Origin of the sequence: Bacillus cereus group sp. BfR-BA-01349 (genome assembly GCF_022663795.1) — a bacterium.
In the GTDB taxonomy this organism is placed as follows: Bacteria; Bacillota; Bacilli; order Bacillales; family Bacillaceae_G; genus Bacillus_A; species Bacillus_A cereus.
On the sequence record NZ_JAKUGE010000002.1, the window covers coordinates 122696 to 146283 of the forward strand.

Sequence of the window (23588 nt, forward strand, 5' to 3'; positions counted from 1 at the left end):
AAGAGAAGCCTTTTTAGGCTTCTCCTTTTATTTTGAAATGGATACAATGTCCAAATGGATCCTCGACTTGTAATATTCCATCTTTGTACGTAGCAATCTTGCCAATATTTTTTAAGCTTTCACATACTTGTTCTTTTTGTTTTTCATCCGCTAGTACAATTGTGAAATATTTCAAACCAACAGAACCTGGCATTTGCGGTGGTACCCCTTCACCTTGCCATGTATTTAAACCGATATGGTGATGATAGCCACCTGCTGATACGAACAACGCTCCATTACGAGCTGGGATCGTTACTTCAAAACCAAGACCATCAACATAGAAACGTTTCGCTTCCTCTAAATCAGCTACATGGAAATGAATATGCCCCATCACAGTACCAGCTGGAAATCCACTCCATGTACTTCCTTGCTGCAATAATTCTTCACCAGCTAACGGGTTACTAACAAATGGGAGCTCTCCATTCTCATCACGCCAAACTTCTTTTTGTCGATCATGATAAATTTCAATCCCGTTTCCATCTGGATCAGCTAAATAAAGAGCTTCACTAAAGTAATGATCGGCCCCGCCATGTAGTGGATATACCATTTCTACAAGATGACGAAGAACATTCGCTAAATCCTGCCTACTTGGTAATAAAATTGCGTAATGATATAACCCTGTTCTTCCTCTTTGCTTCGGAAAAGCTTCTTTCTTTTCTTCAATGATAAGAAGTGGTTCATCATTTTCATTCCCAAATGTAACGACTGCTTTTTCTTCTTTTAGCACCTTCATACTTAGTACTTCCGTATAAAACTCTAGTGATTTCTTTACATTAGATACGTATAAATGAACAACATCAAGTGTTGTATTGGGATGAAGTTGAAAACTCATCTTGTTAGCCTCCCCCATTTAAATTATTTCTTCTTTGACATTTTTTCTTTTAAGAAATTATCTACAAAACCATCAGCTTTTGCAACAAATAAGTATGCACCCATTGCTAATAATGCAAGTTCTAATTCGAAACCAGGATTTTTTCCATCTCCCAATAAACCAGCTGACCATTTCACTTTTACGATTGCTCCAACCATAACAAGTGCAAATAATAATCCAATATATCTTACACCTAAACCTAGAATTAATAATAGGCCTCCAACTAATTCAAATGTTGCTACACCGTATGCAAGTCCTCCTGGTAAACCAATGCTTGTAAACCACCCTGCAATATTGTCAATTCCTGATTGGAATTTTGTTAAACCGTGCATGAAGAATGTTACCCCTAACACGATACGAATAATTAAGTTACCAATATGTTGATTCATTTCTTTCTCTCCTTTATAGTTTTACTATATAAAACTTTTATTTACATTACAAAACATACACTAATTTTTTTTATTCGTCAATTCATTTTCACTGGGAAAAAATATATTTTTTTTGCTATGATACAAATAGTTGTTTACAAAAAGGAGCTTGATTTTATGAATATTGGTTCTGCAATACGTGAAATTCGTCAACGTAGGGGCATAACAATCGCACAAATTTGTGAGGGAACAGGTCTTTCTAAAGGATTTATGAGTCAGGTTGAAAATAATAAAACATCACCATCTATCTCAACTTTAGAAACGATCTCCAATTTTTTAAACGTTCCCCTTCCCTATTTATTGTTAGAGCAAAAAGATCGATTAAAAATTGTCAAAAAAGAAGAACGGAAATACAGTGTATACGGCAAAGATGAGCAAAGAATTGAACATGTTGCGGAGCAAGGGGGCCTTCGCCTATCTTTAGTAGAAATCCCTACTGGATTCCCGAAAGAAAACTCACCAAATGCCCATGAAGGGGAAGAATGTCACCTTGTATTACGCGGAAAACTAGAAGTTCAGCACGGTGAAGATATTGCAATTGTAGAAGAAGGTGATTCTTTCTCATGGAATGCATGTGTTCCTCATATTGTTCGTAATATAGGAGAAGAAACTGCATTATTACTCATCTCTAGTTATGCAGAAAATCGAAAACGTGTTTACTAAATAATAAAAAAGAAGCCTGTTAAACAGGCTTCTTTTTTATCCCCTTATAATTCCATAACTTGTCCCAACTAGTACAGTCTTTTCATGCTGATTGCGATAAACTGACTCGATTGAACCTTTTTTATAGCCTTCCATTTGCTCAACATTTGTTAAAGTTAGTTCATAAGTGATCGTATCTCCTGTGAACACTGGTCTAATAAACTCACTTACTAATTCTCTTGCTATGTAATGTAACTCTTCTCCCACTTTCGTCCCAATGCTAGCAGTCAATAAACCATGAACCATTAATCTTCCATCTTCATCGTATTCCACATGGTGTCTACCTTTATCACCGGTAATATTTGCAAATTCAAAAACCTCTTCCTCAGTAAACCTTCTTTCATATTTAAATACATCCCCAACTTTTATACTCATTTTTATCCCCCTAGAAATAAACAGAACTTTCTTTTATTTTATCATAAAACGAGCCTCAATCCATTCTCTATTATCAAAAGTCTCAAAATTACCTCGCTATACTTTTTTACTTGCCATTCATTTATCGGTGACCATCTCTTTTGGCGACTTGATATCCATAATACGCACATGTTCCATTTCTCGATAGCTCTCTAACTTCAAATCCACAGCTTCTATAAAAATCAAAATTGTTCGCAGAAGTATGTGCAAACCAGTCACCATGTGGTAGCTTTTGCAAACAAAGAGCGACAAGTTTCTTACCTAATCCCTTCCCTCTATATTCACATTTCACAACTAAATTTACTATGTTCGCGACCATGATTCCATCAGAAATGACTCTAACCATGGCAATCATCTCTTCTTCATCCCAGATTGTGAATGCCCATGTTGAATTTTCAAATGCTATCGTGAATTTTTCAATTTGCCAAGAAGGGATATTATCATTGCTCCAACCGGCATCTTCAAATAAAGTCTTAATTGCATATGCAGGTACACCATTCGTTCCCTCACGAATAATAAGTCCATTATGATAAATGTACATGTAATCCCCCCTTTTATTTTTATATACCATTCTTCAAAAAATGCAATTAACCTTTTTTCATCCAACGCGCCTAATGGAATAAACGAGAACATCCATCCCATGAAATGAAGTTGTTTTCTCATAACTAAGCCCCGTTTTTCTAGCGACAAAGATTGAGGCGGGGTGGTCCGGATTAATAAGAGAAATCAATTTATTCATTCGTAACGCTTGGAAGCCATAGTCTCGAAATGCTGCCGCTGCTTCTTTCGCATAGCCTTTTCCCCAATACTGAGGTAATAACCAATAACCAATTTCAATTTCCTCTTTTCCATCTATCTGCTGCTTTACTAATCCTGCATGACCAATCCGTATCCCCGTTTCCTTTTCAATTAATACAAATAAACCGAGGCCGTTTTTATAGCTAGGAATTACCCACTCTTCCAAACTTTTTTTACATTGCATATATGTTTTTAAATTCCCATTTCCAATATAGCGCATTACTTTTTCGTTTCCCCATAGTGAAGCGTAGAACTGTAAATCATCCATTGTATATTTACGAATTTGTAAACGGTCTGTATGAAACATTCCTTCACTCCTTTCTACTAATTTCTTCTTAATTTCACAATCATATTTTGTATGCACAATAAATGTTACCATTTATTATAAATGAATCAACTACATAACACAGAATATTCAATCTTATAGAAACAAAAAAAGCAGTAGACAAATATTGTCCACTGCATCCATATCATAACTAGCATAAAGAAAACTACAATTGAGGGGGGGGGGTAGGATTTTCAAATATACTAGATACTTATCCCGTTCTAACGGGCGGTAAACTTTCCAATTGTTTCAAGTGAAAAGTTTACCGCACATAAGAACTTCCTTCGTTCATTAAGATAGTATTGCTAAATAATCATATACACGCTTAGATTTCTCTCCACCCATTCGTGCATGTTGAAGAAGCGAAATACCATGAGGACCAGATGCGCGCAATGCTTCTGGTTGAGCTACTAAAATAGCTTGTACAACTTCTAATTCACCAAGCATAGCTGCTGCAAAAATATCCATCCGAGCACCCTTTTCTAGTAAATAAAGAGCAATATCTTTACGACCTACATGTGCCGATGCGCCTAACGCACTTTCCCAATCTGATCCACCCCAATTATAAGAGGCGTGAAGTAAGCTTGGTGATTCAACCAATAGCTCTTGTACTTTCTCTAAATCCCCGTGAGCTGCCATAACAAATTTTCTTACTAATTCAATGGTAATACGCTCTTCTGTTTGCATCGCTCTTCTCCCCTTTTAGAAATTCGTTTCGGTGTAAAAAAAGGCTTGTCACTTCCCTGAAAAATATCTACATCTATGCCAAATACATGTTGAAACATTTCATGGCATAGTACTTCTTCTGGTATACCATCATACTGAATTTTCCCTCGCTTTAATACAAGTAAACGATCGCTATATTGAGCAGCTTGGTTAATGTCATGTAAAACCATTATAATTGTCATTCCAAACTCCTCATTTAATCGTTTCACAAGTTCCATTACTTCCAACTGGTGAACGATATCTAAAAAGGTTGTTGGTTCATCCAATAATAAGACATTTGTACGTTGCGCTAGCGTCATCGCAATCCAAGCACGTTGCCGTTCTCCTCCTGATAAAGAATGTAAAAGACGATATTCACACCCTTCAAGATTTGTAACAGACAATGCCCAATCAACAATTTCTTCATCTTCTTTATTTAAGTGGCTACTCCATGATTTATGTGGACCTCTTCCGAACTCAATTAGTTCTTTCACTGTTAAATCTAATTGATGATCATGCATTTGTGGTAACATTGCTAATTGCTTCGCTACATCAGCACTCTTCATCATATGAATATTTTTCCCATCTAAAATGATGTCCCCTTCGCTTTGTTTCAGTAGCCTTGCTATTAAACGAAGCAAAGTAGATTTTCCCGATCCATTCGGACCAATTAAACTAACGATTTCTCCAGCCTTAATATGTACATTCATATTTTGCATTTGAAATCTTTCAGAGTGTGCGTAAAACACTTTGTTAACGGAAATCACTTTGTTTTCCTCCTCTATGAATTAAATATAAGAAGAACGGACCACCTAAGAAGGACAGTAAAATACCAACAGGCAATTCGATTGGGTCAAACCAACTTCGAGCTATTGCATCCGCAAAAACAAGTAATACCCCGCCGCCAAGGCATGATAAAGGTAGCAAATATCTATAATCATTTCCAACTAATAAACGTAGCATATGTGGTACGACAAGACCGACAAATCCAATAAGACCAGACACACTTACTGCAATTCCAGCTAATAATGTACTTACTACGATTAAATAAAACCGACTTTTTTCCACGTTATGTCCTAATAACTTTGCCATTTCATCTCCAAGCATTAACACTCGAATATGCTTAATACCAAAGAAAGCTAATATAATGGCGAATATTGCATAATAAATAATCATATTTAAATGTGCCCAACTTACACCACCAATACCACCCGCTAGCCACGGTAACACCGATTGTACTTTGTCACTATGTAATAACATTAATGCTGACGTTGCTGCACCAATTAATGCATTGATCGACACCCCTACTAAGACGATTCTTGAAGGTGGTGCCCCTTTTTGCCATGATAAAGCATAAATAACCATCGCTGTTATGAAAGCTCCTAAAAACGCCCCTAGTGGTAAAAAAGCTAGATGCTGTGGGAATAAAATCATGATGACAATTGCTACAAGGCCTGCCCCAGATGAAACTCCGATAATACCAGGATCTGCAAGAGGGTTTCTCATAACTCCTTGTAGCAGTGTACCAGATGCAGCTAAACATGTTCCTACTATAAACCCAATGAGCACTCTCGGTATGCGAAGATCCCATACAATTCGATGAACTGTCGAACCTTCATCTTGTATACCCGTTAGAATATCTCGTACAGAAAAGGATAAACTTCCTGCGAAAAGACCGTAAAAGAGACCTAGGATTGTTAATACAACTAAAGTAACTGCTATTATCCATCTTTTTTTCGCAAAAGGATGTTCCTTTTCTCTTACTACTTCACTACTTTCCATACGTATCATTTCCTTACATCTTGTATACTTTTATACATAAAGTCCATTGCTTCTGTAACTTTTGTACCAGGATTAGATCCAAATAAATCAGGTGGCAAAATAACTACGCGGTTTTGTTTTACTGCCTCTAAATTTTTCCACGCTTCATTTTTCATCATTTCGCCTTCGAATGCTTTTTTCACACTTTTTGGATCTCCGTGTGTAATTAAATAAATCACATCTGGATTCGCCTCAATAATACGTTCTACACTTAGCTGTGCATATTGCGGATATTCTTTCGTTTCTGGAAAATCAGAAGCAATATTTTTTCCGCCTGTTTTTTCTAAAATATCACCTGATAAAGATGTTGGTAATGCCGCTAAATAAGTTCCTGGTGCGCCATACACTAGCAATGCTTTCACATCGCTCTTTTTCTCATATTTCTTCATTTGATCATTCATTTTTTGAATAATTTCTTTTGCTTTATCTTCTTTCTTCATTACCGTTCCATATAATTCAATATTCTTTTGAATATCTTGTACAGAATTCGCAGAAGAAATGATAACTTGCGTTCCTTGTCCTTCAACCGTTGGCACATTCTTTTGGAATCCATTGTTAGCAACAAGTACATCGGGCTTTAAACTAACAATTTGCTCAAAATTCGGTTGATGTGCATTCCCAATTACTTGTGCTTTCTTTAGCTCATCCGGAAGAGTTAATTTCGTATCCGGGCGACCTACTATTTTTCCACCTAAAGCATGAATAATATCCATGTCCCCCATACTTAATGTTGCAAAACTTTCTGGCACTTTATCGAATGTTACCTTTCTTCCTGATAGGTCGGTAATTTCGATTTTCTCTTTTCCTTTTTCTGTTTTGGTTGCAGACGCTTTTTCGTCCCCTTTGGCACTGCAACCTATTAACAAGAAAAAAATAGATAAAATCGCTGTAAATAGCGTAATAGATTTTTTCATTTCTTCACCTCTAATTGATAATGATAATCATTAACTACTATTCTACTTTAATTGATAAGGATTATCATTGTCAACACGAAACGCATATATTTTCCTACAAAAAACAAAAAGCGCGACAAAAAGATTTTTTCTTTTCGCTGCGCTCTAGTTAACAATATTATTCACATTCATTTTCCTCTAGCTGGTCACGCATCACTTTCACACGCTGAAAGAAAAAGAACGATAAGCTTAAAAATATAACGATGCTCCCCATCATAACAAAAAATTGGATTGTCTCTTTTGCTCCACTCGGAATCAATAAGCCAACCATTAACAATGTACTTACAGCGAGAAGCATTTGTCCAAACCGAGTATAATCTTCTATTTTTCCTTTTAATTCTTTCATTATATTCTCACTCCTCCATTTCACTGTATCATATTCTATGAAACTGAAAGACCAGTAAATACAGCCATTCTGGGAGATGTTTTCCAATAAAAAAAAGAGCCGCTTTTACTGCGGCTCTTTTTTTATCATTATTCACCTTTATATGCTTCCATATAAATTTCTTTCAGCTCTGAAATAAGCGGTAACTTTGGATTAGCAGTTGTACATTGATCTTCAAAAGCTCTTTCTGCTAATACTCCAACAACCTCTTCAAATTGCTCTTTATCGACTCCTTGTCCCGCAATACTCATATTAATATTTAAGCTTTTTCCAAGCTCAATAATTGCTTGGACGAGTGATTCCACCCCTTCTGCTGCCGAACTTGCTGGAAGACCGAGCATTCTCGCTATATGTGCATATCTTTCATCTGCCACAAAGTGCTCATATTTTGGGAACAATGCGTGTTTTCTTGGCTTAATAGCATTATAGCGGACTACGTGCGGCATTAGAATGGCATTTGCGCGTCCGTGCGGAATATGGAATTCTGGTCCAATCTTATGTGCTAAGCTGTGATTAATACCGAGGAAAGCGTTCGCAAATGCCATCCCTGCAATTGCAGAAGCGTTATGCATTTTTTCTCTTGCTTCTTCATCATTTCCATCTTTATATGCTCTCGGTAAATATTTGAATACGAGATCAATAGCTTTTAATGCTAATCCATCTGTATAGTCATTTGCCATAACAGACACATACGCCTCAATTGCATGTGTTAAAACATCCATACCAGTATCTGCTGTTACATGTGGTGGTACTGTCATTACAAATTGTGGATCAACAATTGCTACATCTGGTGTTAATTCATAATCTGCGAGCGGATACTTTATATTATTTTTCTTATCTGTAATAACCGCAAATGGTGTCACTTCTGATCCCGTTCCTGATGTCGTTGGAATCGCAACAAACTGCGCCTTATTTCCTAATTCCGGATATTTACATGTACGTTTTCTTATATCTAAAAATTTCTGTTTAATACCATAGAATGTCGTTTCTGGATGCTCATAGAATAACCACATTCCTTTTGCTGCATCCATAGCTGAACCACCACCAAGTGCGATAATTACATCTGGCTTAAAGCTTTTCATCATTTCCGCACCTTTGAAAACAGTTTCATCTGATGGATCTGGTTCGACCTCAAAGAAAACTTCAACTTTCACATCATTTGCATTCTTGTTTAAATAGTGCGCGACTGTATCGACATAGCCATGTTCAACCATTCCGGGGTCCGTTACAATAAATGCACGTGAAATGTTAGGCATATTTGTTAAATAAGCTGTAGCATGTTTTTCAAAATAAATTTTTGGTGGCAGTTTGAACCACTGCATATTCTTTTTTCTATTTGCCAGCCTTTTTATATTTAATAAATGGGTCGCTGTTACATTTTGGGAAACTGAATTCTTTCCGTATGAACCACAACCAAGTGTAAGTGATGGAATAAATCCATTATATATATCCCCTATTCCACCTTGTGATGAAGGTGCATTTACAATGAGACGGCAAGCTTTCATACGTAACCCAAATTGCTTTTGCACATCTTTATTTGTAGAATGGATAACTGCTGAATGTCCTAAACCACCGAGGTTCAACATTTCTTTGCAATATGTAAATCCTTCTTCTAATGAATTCGCCTTCACACAAGCTAATACTGGACTCAGTTTCTCACGAGATAACGGATATGCTGCTCCGATACCTTGAATTTCAGCTACAAGCATTTTTGTATGTTCAGGAACAGTGATCCCAACTAAATCGGCAATATACTGTGCTGATTTCCCTACAATATCACTATTTACTGCACATGTATTTTCATTTATAACGAGCTTTTCTAATTTTTTTCTTTCTTCTTCTGTTACAAAGTAACAATTGTTTTCAATCATTTCTGTTTTAACATCATCATAAATTTCTTTATCGACAATGATTGCTTGTTCCGATGCACAAATCATACCGTTATCAAATGTTTTCGATAAAATTAAATCATTAACAGCTCGTTTTACATGTGCTGATTTTTCTATATAACACGGTACATTACCAGGACCAACGCCTAACGCTGGTTTTCCAGTAGAGTAAGCTGATTTCACCATACCAGCGCCTCCAGTTGCTAGAACGAGTGCTACACCATCATGGTTCATCAATTGTTTCGTCGCTTCAACAGACGGTCTTTCAATCCATTGAATACAGTGTTTTGGTGCACCAGCTTTCATCGCTGCATCATATACGGTTTTCGCTGCTGCCACAGAACATTTTTGTGCGGAAGGATGAAATGCGAAAATAATTGGATTTCTTGTTTTTATCGCAATTAACGCTTTAAACATTGTTGTCGACGTTGGATTCGTTACTGGCGTTACCCCAGCTACTACACCGACAGGTTCCGCGATTTCTATTATTTCTTCATGAGGATCTTCGTGAATAATCCCTACCGTTTTATCTTGCTTTATACTATGCCAAATATATTCAGTGGCAAAAATATTTTTAATGCATTTGTCTTCATATACACCACGGCCAGTTTCTTCAACTGCCAATTTTGCTAGCGGCATATGTTGATCAACACCTGCTAATGCCATTTCATGAAAAATGTTGTCAATTTCCTCTTGTGTAAAACTTTCTAATGCTTGTAAAGCTTGTTGACCATTATTTACTAGCGTATCAATCATCTTTTTTACTTCCTGCATTTCATTTACAACTTTCTCTTTGACTACCATGTGAATTTCCTCCTATTCTACTATCACGGTCCTTATATGTCCCTATAGGTCAAAATAAGTCCCAATTAACACAAAAAAATAGAGATGCTTTCCTACATGAATTTCATTGTTTGTGAAAAGTTTCACAAGTTTGTTCGTGAGTAACATTTCCTGAATTCAATATACATGAAATCATTTCGTTTGTGTATGTCTATTTTGTGAAATGTTTCACAAATGATGTAATAAAAAAACGCACTGCTAATATAGAGCAGTGCATTTTTTATTATGCTAGCGCTTGTGCTAAATCTTCAATTAAATCTTCACCATCTTCAATACCGACAGAAATACGAATTAATGTATCTGTAATTCCTAATTCTTTGCGGCGATCGGCTGGGATTGATGCATGTGTCATTTGAGATGGAATAGAAATTAAACTTTCTACTGCTCCTAAGCTTTCAGCAAGTGTAAAGTATTGTAGTTTCTCAAGTACTTTATTTAATGTCTCTTCACTATCTACATCAAATGAGATAATAGCACCAAATCCGTTTGCTTGTTCTGTTGCTAATTCGTGGTTTTGATGTGATTCAAGACCTGGGTAATATACTTTATTTACTTTTGGATGATTATTTAAGAACTCAGCAATAGCGCGTGAATTCGTTTCATGTTCTTCCATACGAATTCCTAATGTTTTTAAACCGCGAAGTAGTAAGAAGCTATCTTGTGGCCCAAGAATACCTCCTGTTGAGTTTTGTACAAAGTGAAGATCTTCTGCTAGTTGTGGACTATTTACAACTACTAAACCTGCAACTACGTCACTATGACCTCCTAAATATTTCGTTGCACTATGAAGCACAATATCTGCTCCTAAAGAAATCGGCGACTGCCAATATGGCGTCATGAATGTGTTATCAATAATTGTTAATAAGTCTTTCTCTTTAGCAAGAGTAGATATTTTCTTAATATCAGTAATTTTTAGTAGTGGATTCGTTGGTGTTTCCACATAAATTGCTTTCGTATTTGGACGAATCGCTTCTTCAACTTCCTCTAAGTTTGTTGTATCTACAAATGTATGCTCAATACCGAAACGGTTTAATACTTTCGTAATAACGCGGTATGTTCCGCCATAAACATCATCTGTTAAAATTACGTGGTCACCTTTTGAGAACAACATAATTGTCGCTGTAATAGCAGCCATTCCTGAACCAAATGCAAATCCAGCATGCCCATTTTCTAATACAGCAATCATTTCTTCTAAAGCTGCACGTGTTGGGTTACCTGTACGTGAATATTCATATCCTTGATGCTTACCAACCGCTTCTTGTTTGTACGTACTTGTTTGATAAATCGGTACGTTTACAGATCCAGTTGAAGGTTCTCCTATGCGAATACCATGAATTAACTTTGTCTTTGCTCTCATTTTTTATTCCCATCCTTTGTATATGTCTTTACTTAAATAGCGCTCACTGCTATCAGGAAAAATGGTTACAATATTTGTACCTGGTGCTGCCTTCTCTGCCTCCAGTAAGCTCGCATGAAATGCTGCTCCTGAAGAGCTCCCAACGAGAAGTCCTTCTTTTTGGGCTAATTCTTTCACTCGTAAAAATGCATTTCGATCAGAAATCGTATGAATTTCATCAAAATAAGATGTCTTCAAAAATGGCGGGATAAATTCCAGTCCAATTCCTTCGGTCTCATGTGAACCAGCCTTACCACCATTTAAAATAGATCCTTCTGGCTCTACAATCACTGTTTTAATATCTATATTTTTTTCTTTCAAATAAGATGCAGTCCCCATAAACGTACCGCCAGTTCCTGCTCCAGCAACAAATATGTTAATCTCTCCATTCAATGCGTCCCACAGTTCAGGTCCTAATGTTTTAAAATATGCACGAGGATTTGCCTCATTTGCGAACTGACTTGGAGAATATGAATTCGGTAGTTCATTTACTAACTCTTTTGCTTTAGCAATTGCACCGGTCATTCCTTGCTCAGTCGGTGTATGCACGACCGTTGCACCTAGTGCTTTCATTAATTCTTGTTTTTCAATACTAAATTTCTCTGGTACACAAACGATAACACGTAAATCATGTTCTAATGCTGCAAGTGCCAGTCCAATACCAGTATTCCCTGCAGTCGGTTCAATAATTGTTCCACCCTGGGTAACAAGCCCTTTTTCTAGCGCATCTTCGATTAATTCTCTTCCTAAACGATCCTTAACGCTTCCGCCTGGGTTATAAAATTCAAGCTTTGCAAATAAACGGACCCCTTTCGGAAGTGAAAAACGAGTAATTTCTACAATTGGTGTATGACCAATTAACTCATGAACTCCACGATATACATTCATCGTGTTCTCCCCCTTGTTTGCCAATAAAGAAAAGGCAACTGTATGTATTTTCTTTATATGAGACAGTTGCCTTTTTGTTACATTACTTTAACTCTTCTAACACTTTTACAATAAAGTTTGTAGAGTGAAGAGCTGCTTGATCTAAAAACTGATCAAATGAAACATTTGATTCTTTACCAGCAATATCAGAAAGTGCGCGAATGATAACAAACGGAATTTCATATTGGTGGCATACTTGTGCAACTGCTGCTGCTTCCATTTCTACCGCATAAAGATTTTCAAATTTATCACGGATGGCTGCAACGCGGTTCGGATCACTCATAAATGAATCACCTGTTGCAATCATACCTTTTACAACTTGAATATTTTCTTCAGCCTGCATACATTTCTCAGCTAATGCAACTAACGCCTCATCAGCTTTAAATCCAGGCGGCATTCCTGGTACTTGACCATATTCATAGTTAAATGCTGTTACATCTACGTCATGGTGACGAACTTCAGTGGAAATAACTACATCACCTACGTTTAGAGAATGATGGAATCCACCAGCTGAACCAGTATTAATTACTTTTTCAGGCTTATATTTTTCTAATAAAATTGTCGTTGACATCGCTGCGTTTACTTTACCAATACCAGACTTTAACAAGATTACTTCATGCCCTGCTAATAGCCCTTTCGTAAATTCACAACCTGCAACTGTTTCTGTCTCTGCTTGTTCTAATTTGTCACGTAAAATACGTACTTCTTCTTCCATTGCTCCAATTACAGCAATTCTCAATCTAATCCCTCTTTCTATTGCTTAGTTGCCTCCATTACCCAAACGAAATGATTTAATCTCGTGAACGTTACATGGAAGCCATTGTTTTCAAAAATAGTCTGCATAACTGGAATACGTGTATAGTATTCCGTTTGCAAATCGTTTGCTAACTGGTGGAAACCTCTTTGTTTTGCTGTTTCAACAGTTTTATCATATGCATCTTGATCTGCAAATATCGTATCAGCAAACACTATTTTACCACCTTTGTTTAGCAATTGACTATACTTCGCAATCGCTACATTTTTTTCATCATCTGTTAAATGATGAAATGCATAGGTGCTTACAATGGTATCAATTGAATTTGGAACTTCAAACGAAAGAAAATCACCGTCTGTAATTGAAAATTCTTTTGGCAATTTCTCTTTTGCAATCATGCGCATTTCACGCGACGGTTCTATACCGTAAACTGTGCGGCCAGCAAGTAATAATTTATCTGTTAAATTACCTGTACCGACACCAAATTCTAATACATTACCAAATGACTTGTTAACTACATCCTCTAGAATGTCCTCATAATGGGCGAAAACTTCTTTATATTGTATATCTTCGCCTTGTACAAATGAGTCGTACGTATGAGCCCACTCATCAAATAAACCATTAAATTCTGCACCCATAAAAATTCCTCTTTTTCTTATCGGTTTTATCAGTATGATATTCCCTCTTTCTAAAAATGTCAATTGAAATGTACATGGTATTTCCTTCTTTTCTTTGTTACACTATAGTTGATTACATAGGAGAGGGGCCGTCTTCATGTCATTTACCTTTGAAATGTTAGAAGATAAAGTAGAGTTTTTTGAAGCGGGAGACTTAGCTTCTTTAGAACGAAAAATTAGTGAACAAATTGATAATAATAAAGCACTTATGCTTGAAGTTCATCACATCTCACATCAGATGGTTATGGATCCTGAAAGCAAAAGACCGTATTATAGCGCGGTTGTTCATTTTAAATTAAAGAAATTGCGTTAACAAAAAAGAGAAGCTCCTAAGGAGCCTCTCTTTTTTAGTTTAGAGTTTGAACAAGTACTGGTTTCCAGCCCTCATTGTCTACCCAATCAATATTTACATAATATCTTTTCCCACTTTGCTTATCTTGAACATCACCATAAGCTTTATTCTTTCCAGTTTTGTCTCTTCCAACAAAATGGAATACTAATTGCTCTTTCGGTACTTCAACACCTGCAGCAATTGCACTTTGCATCTCATTCCAATCTGATGAACCCTGTTTAAACGTCATCGCTGGTGATGAACCTTGTTCTGTTCCTACAGCTTTCCAAGAAGGTTTTGTATACGCCTCTTTTGCCTTAGATACAGTTTTCTCAGCTGATACTTTCTCGTTAGCTTTCGCTTCTTCTTCAGCTTTTTTCTGTTCTTCTTCAGCCTTTAGCTTCTCTTCTTCAGCTTTTTTCTTGGCTTCTGCTTGCTCTTGTTCTTTTTCTTTTTTCTTAGCAGCTTCTTTATCTTCTGATTTTCCAGCTTTCTCATTCTTTGTTGTTTGTTGAGAGACTTTCTTATCAGTAGAAGATGCTTGCTCTTTCGTACTAGGAACGAACAATTGATATGCTACAATAGCTACTAATAGTAATACAATAGCGATTGCAATATTTAAAACACCGTTTTGACGACGTTTTTGTTGTTTCTGTTGGAATCTTGATCCTCCTGCCATTCTCCAAACCTCCATGCAGTTTTTCCTAATTGCTATTGTAACATTAAATCTAGAAAGGTTGAACATTTACAATGATATTTTCATGAAATGAAGACATTTCACTATAAATTGCAAGATTACTTTTCATTCTCCAATTGATAGATTGCTCCTACCATATCTTTAAAAATAGGTGTAACTTTATTCACTTTGCTATCAGTCTCTAGATCAACAACAACTAAAGCATATCTTGGATTCTCATACGGAAAATAACCTGCAAACCAGCGATTCACCCTCGTCCCTTTCCCTGTTTGCGCTGTCCCGGATTTTCCAGCGACACTTAGTGGCAACGAACGGAATGCCGTTCCTGTTCCTTTCTCCCTTGTTACAACGCCTCTTAATAACTCTTGTAATGTTTTCACTGTTTCATACGAAAGCTGTTTTCCATTTAACGTATGGCTCTCAAATGTAAAAAAATCCGCTCCATTTTTATATACTATTTTTTCAACTGCTTTCACTTCCATCTTTTCTCCATTCCTCGCAATCGTCGCCATCATATTTGCAATTGCTAGAGGTGATATACGTACATCTTTCTGTCCAATTGCTGTTTGTTCTACCGCTTTTTTACTATTTTTATTTTCTTCATTCCCCCAAATAGTAGTACCCTTTTCTTCTGGCATTTGCTCAAAATGAGGTGTATGAAATACAGAACCTTTCCATCCAACCTTTTCATTTGCTCCTAAAGCTGCTACGTATGTTTCTAGCACCGTCTTATCCTTTTGTAATAGCTCGTTACCTAACTCGGAAAATGTCCTGTTACAACTCCTAGCAAAGCTCTCTTTAAAGTTAAGTGTACCCATCCTAACTTGCGGGTCGTTTTCACCATATAAATCTTTATTACAGTTAAATGTCCGATTAAACAAATTTACTTTTTGATCAATGACTGCAGCTGCAACTACTGTTTTAAAAACAGAGCCTGGAAAATGTGGCGTTAACATTTGATTTTCAAGTGTAGTTTTATATAAATTCTCATCCCTTACTTGTAAAGACGGCTTACTAGCCATCGCTAATATTTCATTTGTCTTTACATCTAGTAATACTAGTCCCCCCTTCTTTATTTCGTTCGCTTCAATCACTTCTTCTGCTTTTTGCTGCAACTCTTTATGTAAAGTAGTTTGAATCCTAACTGGATAAAATGGATTTCCTGGTGAAGTGTATTTCGCTTGCTTTCCGAAAATTGGTTCTCCTTGCCGATCTACTTGATATAATACTTTTGCCTCTCCATCAGTCAATAGAAATTCATCAAATGATTGCTGTAATCCTGAAATACCTATCGGCGTTTGTTTTGAGATTCTTTTCAATTCTCCATATCGCTTTTGAAACTCCCTTTCGTTCTCCCCTACATCACCAATTAAATGATTTATCTCTCCAGTTTGTTTTAATCGCACTTCAGCTGCTACAATACCTAATACATGTAATTCATTTACCTTCTCCATCTGCTCTCGTGTCACTCGAAATGGAGCAGTTTCTCCTTGTAGTGTAAATGCATTTTTATTATTTTTCATTTGTCTTCTAATCTCTTGTCTCGACACACCAATGATATGCGCGATTTTCTCTAACATGTCATTTTTTATTTGTAAAAATGGAAAAATAATTAAAACAGGATATTTTTCCTCACCTATTTTTTTACCATTACGATCTATAAACTGCCCACGTCCATCGTCTACTGTAATGGATTGTGTGCGTTGCGTAACACTTTTTTCAATTAAATTTATTTTGCGATCAGTAAATGATTCTGTATCTATAATTTGAATTTGGATTAAACGACAAAGCAATACAAACATAACGCACATAAAACAAACTAAAACAATTGTAATTCTCCGTTTTATTTTCATAAAAAACACCTCGTCTATTGTAGTTTAGACGAGGTACTATTTTATTTATACAATCTCCAAAACAAAAACAGATATTATATAAGGCTATTATTGTTTCTTTGGCTTCTCTAAAAATTTCATAAGAAGCGATCTAAATTCAGTTTCATTCACTCCAGTGTTTTTAGCAACTTCAATTACAGTGGTTGTTACATTAGCCGCTATTTTTAAATAATCCTTACTAAGATTATCCATTTCATTTCTTTTTTCTTTTGCATTCTCAACTGTTACAGAATCAATACAAGTAATCATCTTATCTACAATATGTAAATAATTATTTTGTGCATCTATTATTTTTTGAATATCATCTTTATTACTTACTTTCGATTGTTTTAAATATGTATATGCTTGATTCACTTCATCTTTTAAAATTTTATCATTATTCTTCGCCTGTTCTTGTAACATATTCTTCATATCATCTATTGTTTTTTGATCCATCGAATCTCGCAATAAATAATCTGGATTCCCAATTGCGTAATCATACTTAATCGTTACATCTTGAAATATTTTCATGACAATTGCTAATTGATACGCTACATCAAAATCATTAAATTCCTTTTTATCTTGTGGATTTTCTAAGGCTTTTGAACTCTCAGTTGCTTTAATATCCTTTTTTTCTTCTTGCTTTACTTTTTCTCCCTTTGATGATGTAGTTTCTTCATTCGTTCCGCATGCAGCAAGTCCTAATATAGAGATACTACAAACCAATCCTGTAAAGATTTTATGTTTCATAATTAGCCCCTTTTCCCTTTTAAAAACTATGGTCTCTAATTATGATATCAAAGCTTAAAATGTTTTTTTGACATTTTTTGTCGAATCACTCTAAGGTTTACACAAATTTTTCTATTCTACAGATAAAAAGAAACTTTAATTAGCCCTCACCAAGCGGGCGTTTACGAGCAGTCCGATGCCCACCTAACTTCTTTGCTTCCGCTGAATTTTGAGATGGTGGTCTTACTGTCTGGCAAATAGCGGGATAAAAAAAAGATTCTCCCGATAGGAGAATCTTTTTTTTATTTTACAGAGACAATCTCTACTTGCATTTCTCCGCCTGGTGTTTGGATTGTTACTTTCTCACCAATTTGCTTACCTAATAAGCTTTTTGCGATTGGAGAATCGTTAGAAATTCTTCCTTCGAATGGATCAGCTTCCGCGCTACCTACGATTGTATACGCTTCTTCATCTCCGTTTGGTAATTCTTTAAATGTTACTGTTTTACCTAATGTAACAACAGTAGATACTTCGCCAGTATCTTTAATGATAACTGCGTTACGAATCATATTTTCTAATTGTGTAATACGTCCTTCTACGAACGCTTGCTCATCTTTCGCTGCATCGTACTCAGAGTTCTCAGAAAGATCCCCGAAGCTACGTGCGATTTTAATACGTTCTACTACTTCTTTACGTCTTACTGTTTTTAATTGCTCAAGTTCGTTCTCTAGTTTTTGCTTACCCTCTTGCGTCATAGGGTATGTTTTTTCTGTTGACATATTTTCCACTCCTTTTATATACCAATCCCCCGAAAAAAAGAGGAGTTCCATATGAAAACTCCTCCGCTTCCATTGTTAGCGGAGGTTTCTAGTACCCTTGCACTAGCGGGGTTGTCACATACAACCCCGTATTTCCAATTCTTCTTTATATAAAGAAGATATGTATGGAAAGTTGATATAAATATGCCCTCACCTATATATAGATGAGGTTGCATGTTTCATTGTATTCGATAGGAAGGGAAAAAATCCCTTCCTACCGTATATCTTTTACTATGCTATTACAAATTTACTTTTTGTTCAAGAATTGTTGCAATTTTTGTCACCATAATATCAATTGCAACGTGGTTTTGTCCACCTTCAGGGATAATAATATCCGCAAATTTCTTAGAAGGCTCAATAAATTGATTGTGCATTGGACGTACAACATTTACGTACTGATCAATAACTGAATCCATCGTACGACCGCGCTCTTTAATATCACGTTGCATGCGGCGCAGAATACGAAGGTCAGCATCCGTATCAACGAATAATTTAATGTCCATTAACTCGCAAAGACGTGGGTCTTCTAAAATAAGAATTCCTTCTAAAATAATTACATCTTTCGGCTCAACCGGAATAATTTCTTCTGAACGCGTATGCAATGTATAGTCATATACAGGCTTATCAATTTGCTCATATGCAAGCAACTGCTGCAAATGTTCAATTAACAGATCATTATCAAACGCAAGCGGATGATCATAATTTGTTTTTAAACGCTCTTCCATTGGTAAATGGCTTTGATCTTTGTAATAATAATCTTGCTCTAAGATTAAAATAGAATGACCTTTAAAATGGTCAAAAATCGCTTTCGTTACACTCGTTTTACCTGATCCCGAACCACCAGCAATTCCAATTACAATAGGCTTATTCGTCCCCATTCGACTATCACTCTTTCTTATTGAAGTATGCTTTTGCGCATCATATTATTCACATACACTCGTTGATCCACTTTGAATTTCACGATTTGCAACGGATGTCTCGCTGCATCTAATTCGTTTCCATCCTCATCCCAAATTTTCTCCACCGTTTGCGTAAAGTTTTCTATTTCTGGTCCAAAGAACTCCACTTCATGTCCTGGTTTGAAATGATTACGTTGCTCAATCGTTACGATGCCCGTTTCTTCATTATAATCTAACACTAAACCAGCAAAATCATACGTTGTTTTCTTACTATGATTTCCAAACATTTGCTCTTGATGTCCTGGAACCCCTTCAAAGAATGCAGGAGCTGTATCACGATTTGCACATTTATCAAGCTCATCTAACCATTCTTGTTTAAACTCAAAGTTATCTGGATCCGCACAATACGCATCAATTACTTTACGATATACAGTTGCTACAGTCGCTACGTAATGGATTGATTTCATACGTCCTTCTACCTTTAAGCTATCGATTCCGATTTCAATCATTTTTGGAATTGATAAAATTAAATTTAAATCTTTTGGACTCATCGCAAAGTGAGCATCTCCTTCTTGGAATAGAGGAAGCTCTTTTGCATCTTTATGTTGTGATACTGTTTGAACTAAATCATAATCCCAGCGGCAAGATTGGCAACAACCACCACGATTAGAATCACGCGCTGTCATATGGTTACTTAATGTACATCTTCCTGAATATGCGATACACATTGCACCATGGACGAATGCTTCAATTTCAATATCCACTTTTTCTTTAATTTCTTTCATTTCTTCATAGCTTGCTTCACGAGCTAATACAAGGCGATGTAAACCTTCTTCTTTCCAATACTGTGCTGCTTTCCAGTTGGATAGTGATTGCTGTGTGCTTAAATGCACCTCAACAAAAGGCGCTACGCGTTTACAAGTCTCAATGATAAGTGGATCAGCAACGATAATTCCCGTTACGCCAGCTTTTTCAATCCCTTTTAAATATTCCTCTAGCCCGTCCATATTTTCATTATGTGCAAAGATATTTGTTGTTACGTATATTTTTGCTCCATACTTCTTTGCAAACTCAACGCCTTCTGCCATTTCTTCTAGCGTAAAGTTACCTGCATTCGAACGAAGACCAAATTCTTGTCCACCTAAATATACAGCATCTGCCCCGTAATGGATAGCTACTTTTAATTTTTCTAAGTTACCCGCAGGGATTAACAGTTCAGGTTTCTTCACAATAACACGTTTGCCATCGATCACTCGTGAAATTTCTTGTACAGTCATTTCCTACACCCTCCTCGTTTAGTAAACCGTTTCTTTAAAGAAGAATCCTGTATCTAACGGACGATTTACTGGTTGCATTTCTTCTATTTCTTTATATAGATCATCTTTCACGTCATAATATGCATCACGATCTTCTACGCATAAATCAATCGCTTGACGATATTTCTTCGTTACTTCAATAATGTATTCAGAGCTTTTTAGTACACCGTCGATTTTTAAGCTATCAACTTCAGCATCGATTAGTTCCTCTAATTCATCGATGAAACAAATGTCGTTCGGACTCATAATGTGAGTACCATTTTCATCTTCATAAATTGGATATTTATTGTTACGCTCTGGGTCATATAAGAACATATTCTCTTCATATTTTTTCTTTTCAATGTCAAGATTACGTCCTTGATACTCAAAGTAGTTTCCTACTAATGAACGCTTCGATTGGAACATACAAGTCATACCGTGAATTTGTACTTCCAGTTCCACTTCAGCATTTTCTTTTAAATCAACAATTTCATCTAAGCTAAGCTCACGAGCTAATATAGCACGCTTTGATCCTCTTTGTCCCCAGTAATTACAAGTGAACCAGTTTGTTGCTGTCGTTTCTGTATTCCAGTGCAACTGCATATTTGGTGCTACTTCACGAACAGCCATTAATACCGCTGGATCTCCGAAAACAATTGCATCTACATTTACTTCGTTTAAAAATGAAACGTAATCTATTAATTCTTCTACTTTATCGTTGTGGAACATAGCGTTCATGGCTACGTATACTTTCACACCATTTTCATGTGCAATCTTCACAGCTTGTTTTACATCTTCACGTGAAAACTCCCCTGCTAAACGTAAACCAAACTTTTGCTCACCGATCATTACCGCATCTGCTCCTGCTTTCGCAAGTTGTTCGATATCCGCCACCGCTCTTGGCGTTACTAACAATTCAGGTTTCTTCATACCTTGGTCACCCTCTCTTTTTACTAACAGCTACTCCATCACCAATTGGGAAAATCGTTGTATCATATCCTTCATGGTTCATAAGCCACTCATTGTACGTCTTAATACGACGGATTAAACCACGTGTACGTCTGTTTTCAATTTTCTCTTTTGTCGTTACAAGACCGTGGTACATAACATTATCTGAAATAATTACGCCACCAGGATTTAATAACGGTTCATATAAGTCAAAAAAGCGACGATACTGTCCTTTTGCTGCATCAATAAAAATAACGCCAAATGTCCCGTGTTCTTTTACTTGTTCACCTGTCTCTAACGCATCACCGTAAATAACTGAAATACGATCTGTTACTGGGGAACGTTCTATATATTCAAGTGCTTTTTCATATCGCTCACGATTGCGCTCAACTGTCACAATACGTGAATTTGGAATAGCTTGCATCATACGAATACTAGAATAACCGATTGCTGTTCCAAGTTCTAAAATGCTTTTCGGTCCAATTAAACGTAAAAATTGCAGCATAAATTCCATTCCAAGTCGATCCATAATCGGCACATGATTTTCTGTTGCATATTCTTCCATTTCAAGAATTAATTTATCTTTCGGATCAATAAATGATAATAGGTACTCGTTAACTGCATCCTCCATAAATGGTCCTCCTTATTTACATGGAGAAGTGCCTCTATGACGTCTTTTCACACATAGAATGCAATAAAAATACAAGCCAGCTTTACCCTTAGCTTGTACGTCCCGTTTTGATATTAAAAACGATTCTTCTGCCAGTTTTTAACCCGATATATTTTACCACAAAAAAGAGGGATGTGCGACTTTTTTCGCTATCCCTCCCCATTTCACTGTTTTTTCGTAATGTATTTTTGCTTTAATGCATTATGCTCTTCTAATGTTTTCGCATAGTACACTTCACCACTTGGTGCAGCTAAGAAATAATAATAATCTGTTTGCGCAGGTTCTAACGCAGCTTCTACTGAATGTTTACCAGAGTTTGCGATTGGCCCTACCGGCAATCCTTTTACAACATACGTATTGTACGGTGAGTTGACCTTTAAATCTTCGTATAATACACGTTGTTTATGCTTTCCAAGTGCATATAATACCGTTGGATCCGTTTGAAGCGGCATACCTTTTGCTAAACGATTATAAAAGACACTAGAGATCTTTTGACGATCTGTAAAACCAGTTGCCTCTTCTTCAATAAGTGAAGATAATGTTAAAAGCTGATGAACATCCCAATTCTTCGCTTTCATTGTCGCCTCATTTTGAACAATGATTGCATTTGTTTTCTCAAGCATTAGAATTACAATTTCTTCTAACGTCGTATCTTTCTTATAAAACGAATACGTTGCAGGATATAAATAACCTTCTAATGGGTATTTAATATTGCTATCAAAGATTTTATCCGTTAATAACTTCGGATACTTTTGCTGCATTTTTTGAATAAATGCTTTATCGTTTAATTGACGCGTAACATCATCTTTATTCCACTTTAGTTCTGTCGCAATCGTTTCTGCAATTTCAGTTACTTGCGCCCCTTCTTTAATCGTCACTTTATAAAGAGCTGGACGATGCACATTGCCAGATGACATTTGTTCGATCACATCTTCAGCACTCATTGAAGGGTTTAATAGATATGTACCTGCTTGTAAACTTTTCGATTTAGCCTTTGTATAAAAACTAAAAACTGTACCGTTTTTCACAGCACCTTTTTCTTCTAAAATTTCTCCAATTTTACTTGTAGATGATCCTTTCGGAATTTCTACTTCAATCTCTTTTTTATTCCCGCTATCAACTGGTCCTAATGCGGATGAAATATACGCATAGACTGAACCACAAACTAAAAGCAGTGCAATAATCGAAAATAAAAAGATACGTCTACGCTTCTTTTTCACTTGATTCTCTATCAAAACATTTCCTCCTTACTTAATTGTAGACCGTATGTACACCTTTCTATACAGCACGATGTAAAAACGCAAAAAATTCACTTATCTTTTTTAATTGACACTTTATTTTTCTACAATCCGTCTCATTATACTACAAAGACTTACACAGTTTCGACAAAAAATCTTTCATTT

26 protein-coding genes are annotated in these 23588 nt (G+C 36.2%); 2 read left to right on the forward strand and 24 right to left on the reverse strand.

Annotation, left to right across the window (positions count from 1 at the left end):
• Window positions 1-13: 13 nt before the first annotated feature.
• Complete coding sequence (locus tag MR169_RS01945) at window positions 14-871, reverse strand: VOC family protein (RefSeq protein WP_000009857.1); 858 nt, start codon at window positions 869-871, stop codon at window positions 14-16.
• Between the two features lie 23 nt (window positions 872-894).
• On the reverse strand, window positions 895-1299 hold the full coding sequence (locus MR169_RS01950) for a DoxX family protein (RefSeq protein WP_001071552.1): 405 nt from the start codon (window positions 1297-1299) through the stop codon (window positions 895-897).
• A 156-nt stretch (window positions 1300-1455) separates the two neighbouring features.
• Here MR169_RS01950 and MR169_RS01955 point away from each other — a divergent pair, with 156 nt between their 5' ends.
• On the forward strand, window positions 1456-2001 hold the full coding sequence (locus tag MR169_RS01955; protein WP_001020693.1) for a helix-turn-helix domain-containing protein: 546 nt from the start codon (window positions 1456-1458) through the stop codon (window positions 1999-2001).
• A 36-nt stretch (window positions 2002-2037) separates the two neighbouring features.
• On the opposite strand, the gene MR169_RS01960 is transcribed toward MR169_RS01955, so the two are convergent.
• The 13 genes from MR169_RS01960 to MR169_RS02020 all read right to left on the reverse strand — a co-directional run bounded on the left by MR169_RS01960 (window position 2038) and on the right by MR169_RS02020 (window position 13888).
• Complete coding sequence (locus MR169_RS01960; RefSeq protein WP_242318809.1) at window positions 2038-2415, reverse strand: hotdog family protein; 378 nt, start codon at window positions 2413-2415, stop codon at window positions 2038-2040.
• A gap of 121 nt (window positions 2416-2536) precedes the next feature.
• A complete protein-coding gene (locus MR169_RS01965; RefSeq protein ID WP_000276114.1) occupies window positions 2537-2995 on the reverse strand; it encodes a GNAT family N-acetyltransferase in 459 nt (152 codons plus the stop codon).
• A 57-nt stretch (window positions 2996-3052) separates the two neighbouring features.
• Complete coding sequence (locus MR169_RS01970; RefSeq protein ID WP_136986246.1) at window positions 3053-3631, reverse strand: GNAT family N-acetyltransferase; 579 nt, start codon at window positions 3629-3631, stop codon at window positions 3053-3055.
• 237 nt (window positions 3632-3868) lie between these two features.
• The gene (locus MR169_RS01975; RefSeq protein WP_016118650.1) at window positions 3869-4264 is read right to left on the reverse strand and encodes an ankyrin repeat domain-containing protein; all 396 of its coding nucleotides are present in this window, start codon (window positions 4262-4264) and stop codon (window positions 3869-3871) included.
• Window positions 4231-5049 (reverse strand): ABC transporter ATP-binding protein, encoded by an 819-nt coding sequence (locus MR169_RS01980; RefSeq protein ID WP_000626524.1) that lies wholly within the window; start codon window positions 5047-5049, stop codon window positions 4231-4233. The genes MR169_RS01975 and MR169_RS01980 overlap by 34 nt, the downstream gene beginning before the upstream one ends.
• Window positions 5036-6064 (reverse strand): FecCD family ABC transporter permease, encoded by a 1029-nt coding sequence (locus tag MR169_RS01985; RefSeq protein ID WP_002000971.1) that lies wholly within the window; start codon window positions 6062-6064, stop codon window positions 5036-5038. The genes MR169_RS01980 and MR169_RS01985 overlap by 14 nt, the downstream gene beginning before the upstream one ends.
• Window positions 6065-6069: 5 nt before the next feature.
• Complete coding sequence (locus tag MR169_RS01990; protein WP_000748455.1) at window positions 6070-7017, reverse strand: ABC transporter substrate-binding protein; 948 nt, start codon at window positions 7015-7017, stop codon at window positions 6070-6072.
• 157 nt (window positions 7018-7174) lie between these two features.
• On the reverse strand, window positions 7175-7402 hold the full coding sequence (locus MR169_RS01995) for a YrhC family protein (RefSeq protein ID WP_000661265.1): 228 nt from the start codon (window positions 7400-7402) through the stop codon (window positions 7175-7177).
• A 128-nt stretch (window positions 7403-7530) separates the two neighbouring features.
• Window positions 7531-10134 (reverse strand): bifunctional acetaldehyde-CoA/alcohol dehydrogenase, encoded by a 2604-nt coding sequence (gene adhE, locus MR169_RS02000; RefSeq protein WP_242318810.1) that lies wholly within the window; start codon window positions 10132-10134, stop codon window positions 7531-7533.
• 262 nt (window positions 10135-10396) lie between these two features.
• A complete protein-coding gene (locus MR169_RS02005; protein ID WP_001201908.1) occupies window positions 10397-11530 on the reverse strand; it encodes a bifunctional cystathionine gamma-lyase/homocysteine desulfhydrase in 1134 nt (377 codons plus the stop codon).
• A 3-nt stretch (window positions 11531-11533) separates the two neighbouring features.
• On the reverse strand, window positions 11534-12457 hold the full coding sequence (locus MR169_RS02010) for an O-acetylserine dependent cystathionine beta-synthase (protein WP_001103881.1): 924 nt from the start codon (window positions 12455-12457) through the stop codon (window positions 11534-11536).
• An 82-nt stretch (window positions 12458-12539) separates the two neighbouring features.
• Entirely contained in the window at window positions 12540-13235 is a 696-nt protein-coding gene (gene mtnN, locus MR169_RS02015; protein WP_001217024.1) for a 5'-methylthioadenosine/S-adenosylhomocysteine nucleosidase, read from the reverse strand.
• Window positions 13236-13249: 14 nt separating this feature from the next.
• Window positions 13250-13888 (reverse strand): class I SAM-dependent methyltransferase, encoded by a 639-nt coding sequence (locus tag MR169_RS02020; protein ID WP_242318811.1) that lies wholly within the window; start codon window positions 13886-13888, stop codon window positions 13250-13252.
• 136 nt (window positions 13889-14024) lie between these two features.
• On the opposite strand from MR169_RS02020, the gene MR169_RS02025 reads away from it, so the two are divergent.
• Window positions 14025-14240, forward strand: coding sequence for a YrzA family protein (locus MR169_RS02025; protein ID WP_000010984.1), 216 nt, complete (start codon window positions 14025-14027; stop codon window positions 14238-14240).
• Window positions 14241-14274: 34 nt separating this feature from the next.
• Here the strand turns inward: MR169_RS02025 and MR169_RS02030 are convergent, their stop codons facing one another.
• The 9 genes from MR169_RS02030 to mltG all read right to left on the reverse strand — a co-directional run bounded on the left by MR169_RS02030 (window position 14275) and on the right by mltG (window position 23420).
• On the reverse strand, window positions 14275-14937 hold the full coding sequence (locus MR169_RS02030) for a DUF1510 family protein (protein WP_242318812.1): 663 nt from the start codon (window positions 14935-14937) through the stop codon (window positions 14275-14277).
• Window positions 14938-15053: 116 nt separating this feature from the next.
• Complete coding sequence (locus MR169_RS02035; protein WP_242318813.1) at window positions 15054-16808, reverse strand: peptidoglycan D,D-transpeptidase FtsI family protein; 1755 nt, start codon at window positions 16806-16808, stop codon at window positions 15054-15056.
• 87 nt (window positions 16809-16895) lie between these two features.
• Entirely contained in the window at window positions 16896-17576 is a 681-nt protein-coding gene (locus tag MR169_RS02040) for a hypothetical protein (protein WP_000680878.1), read from the reverse strand.
• Window positions 17577-17857: 281 nt separating this feature from the next.
• Window positions 17858-18334: a transcription elongation factor GreA gene (greA, locus tag MR169_RS02045; protein WP_000102591.1), complete on the reverse strand. Its 477-nt coding sequence runs from the start codon at window positions 18332-18334 to the stop codon at window positions 17858-17860.
• A gap of 278 nt (window positions 18335-18612) precedes the next feature.
• Window positions 18613-19251, reverse strand: coding sequence for a uridine kinase (gene udk / locus MR169_RS02050; RefSeq protein ID WP_242318814.1), 639 nt, complete (start codon window positions 19249-19251; stop codon window positions 18613-18615).
• 17 nt (window positions 19252-19268) lie between these two features.
• Window positions 19269-20549, reverse strand: a complete 1281-nt coding sequence (locus MR169_RS02055; protein ID WP_242318815.1) for a peptidase U32 family protein — start codon at window positions 20547-20549, stop codon at window positions 19269-19271.
• Window positions 20550-20567: 18 nt separating this feature from the next.
• Complete coding sequence (locus tag MR169_RS02060) at window positions 20568-21497, reverse strand: peptidase U32 family protein (protein WP_242318816.1); 930 nt, start codon at window positions 21495-21497, stop codon at window positions 20568-20570.
• 7 nt (window positions 21498-21504) lie between these two features.
• Window positions 21505-22146, reverse strand: coding sequence for an O-methyltransferase (locus tag MR169_RS02065; RefSeq protein ID WP_242318817.1), 642 nt, complete (start codon window positions 22144-22146; stop codon window positions 21505-21507).
• A gap of 203 nt (window positions 22147-22349) precedes the next feature.
• The gene (gene mltG, locus MR169_RS02070; protein WP_242318818.1) at window positions 22350-23420 is read right to left on the reverse strand and encodes an endolytic transglycosylase MltG; all 1071 of its coding nucleotides are present in this window, start codon (window positions 23418-23420) and stop codon (window positions 22350-22352) included.
• Between the last annotated feature and the right edge of the window lie 168 nt (window positions 23421-23588).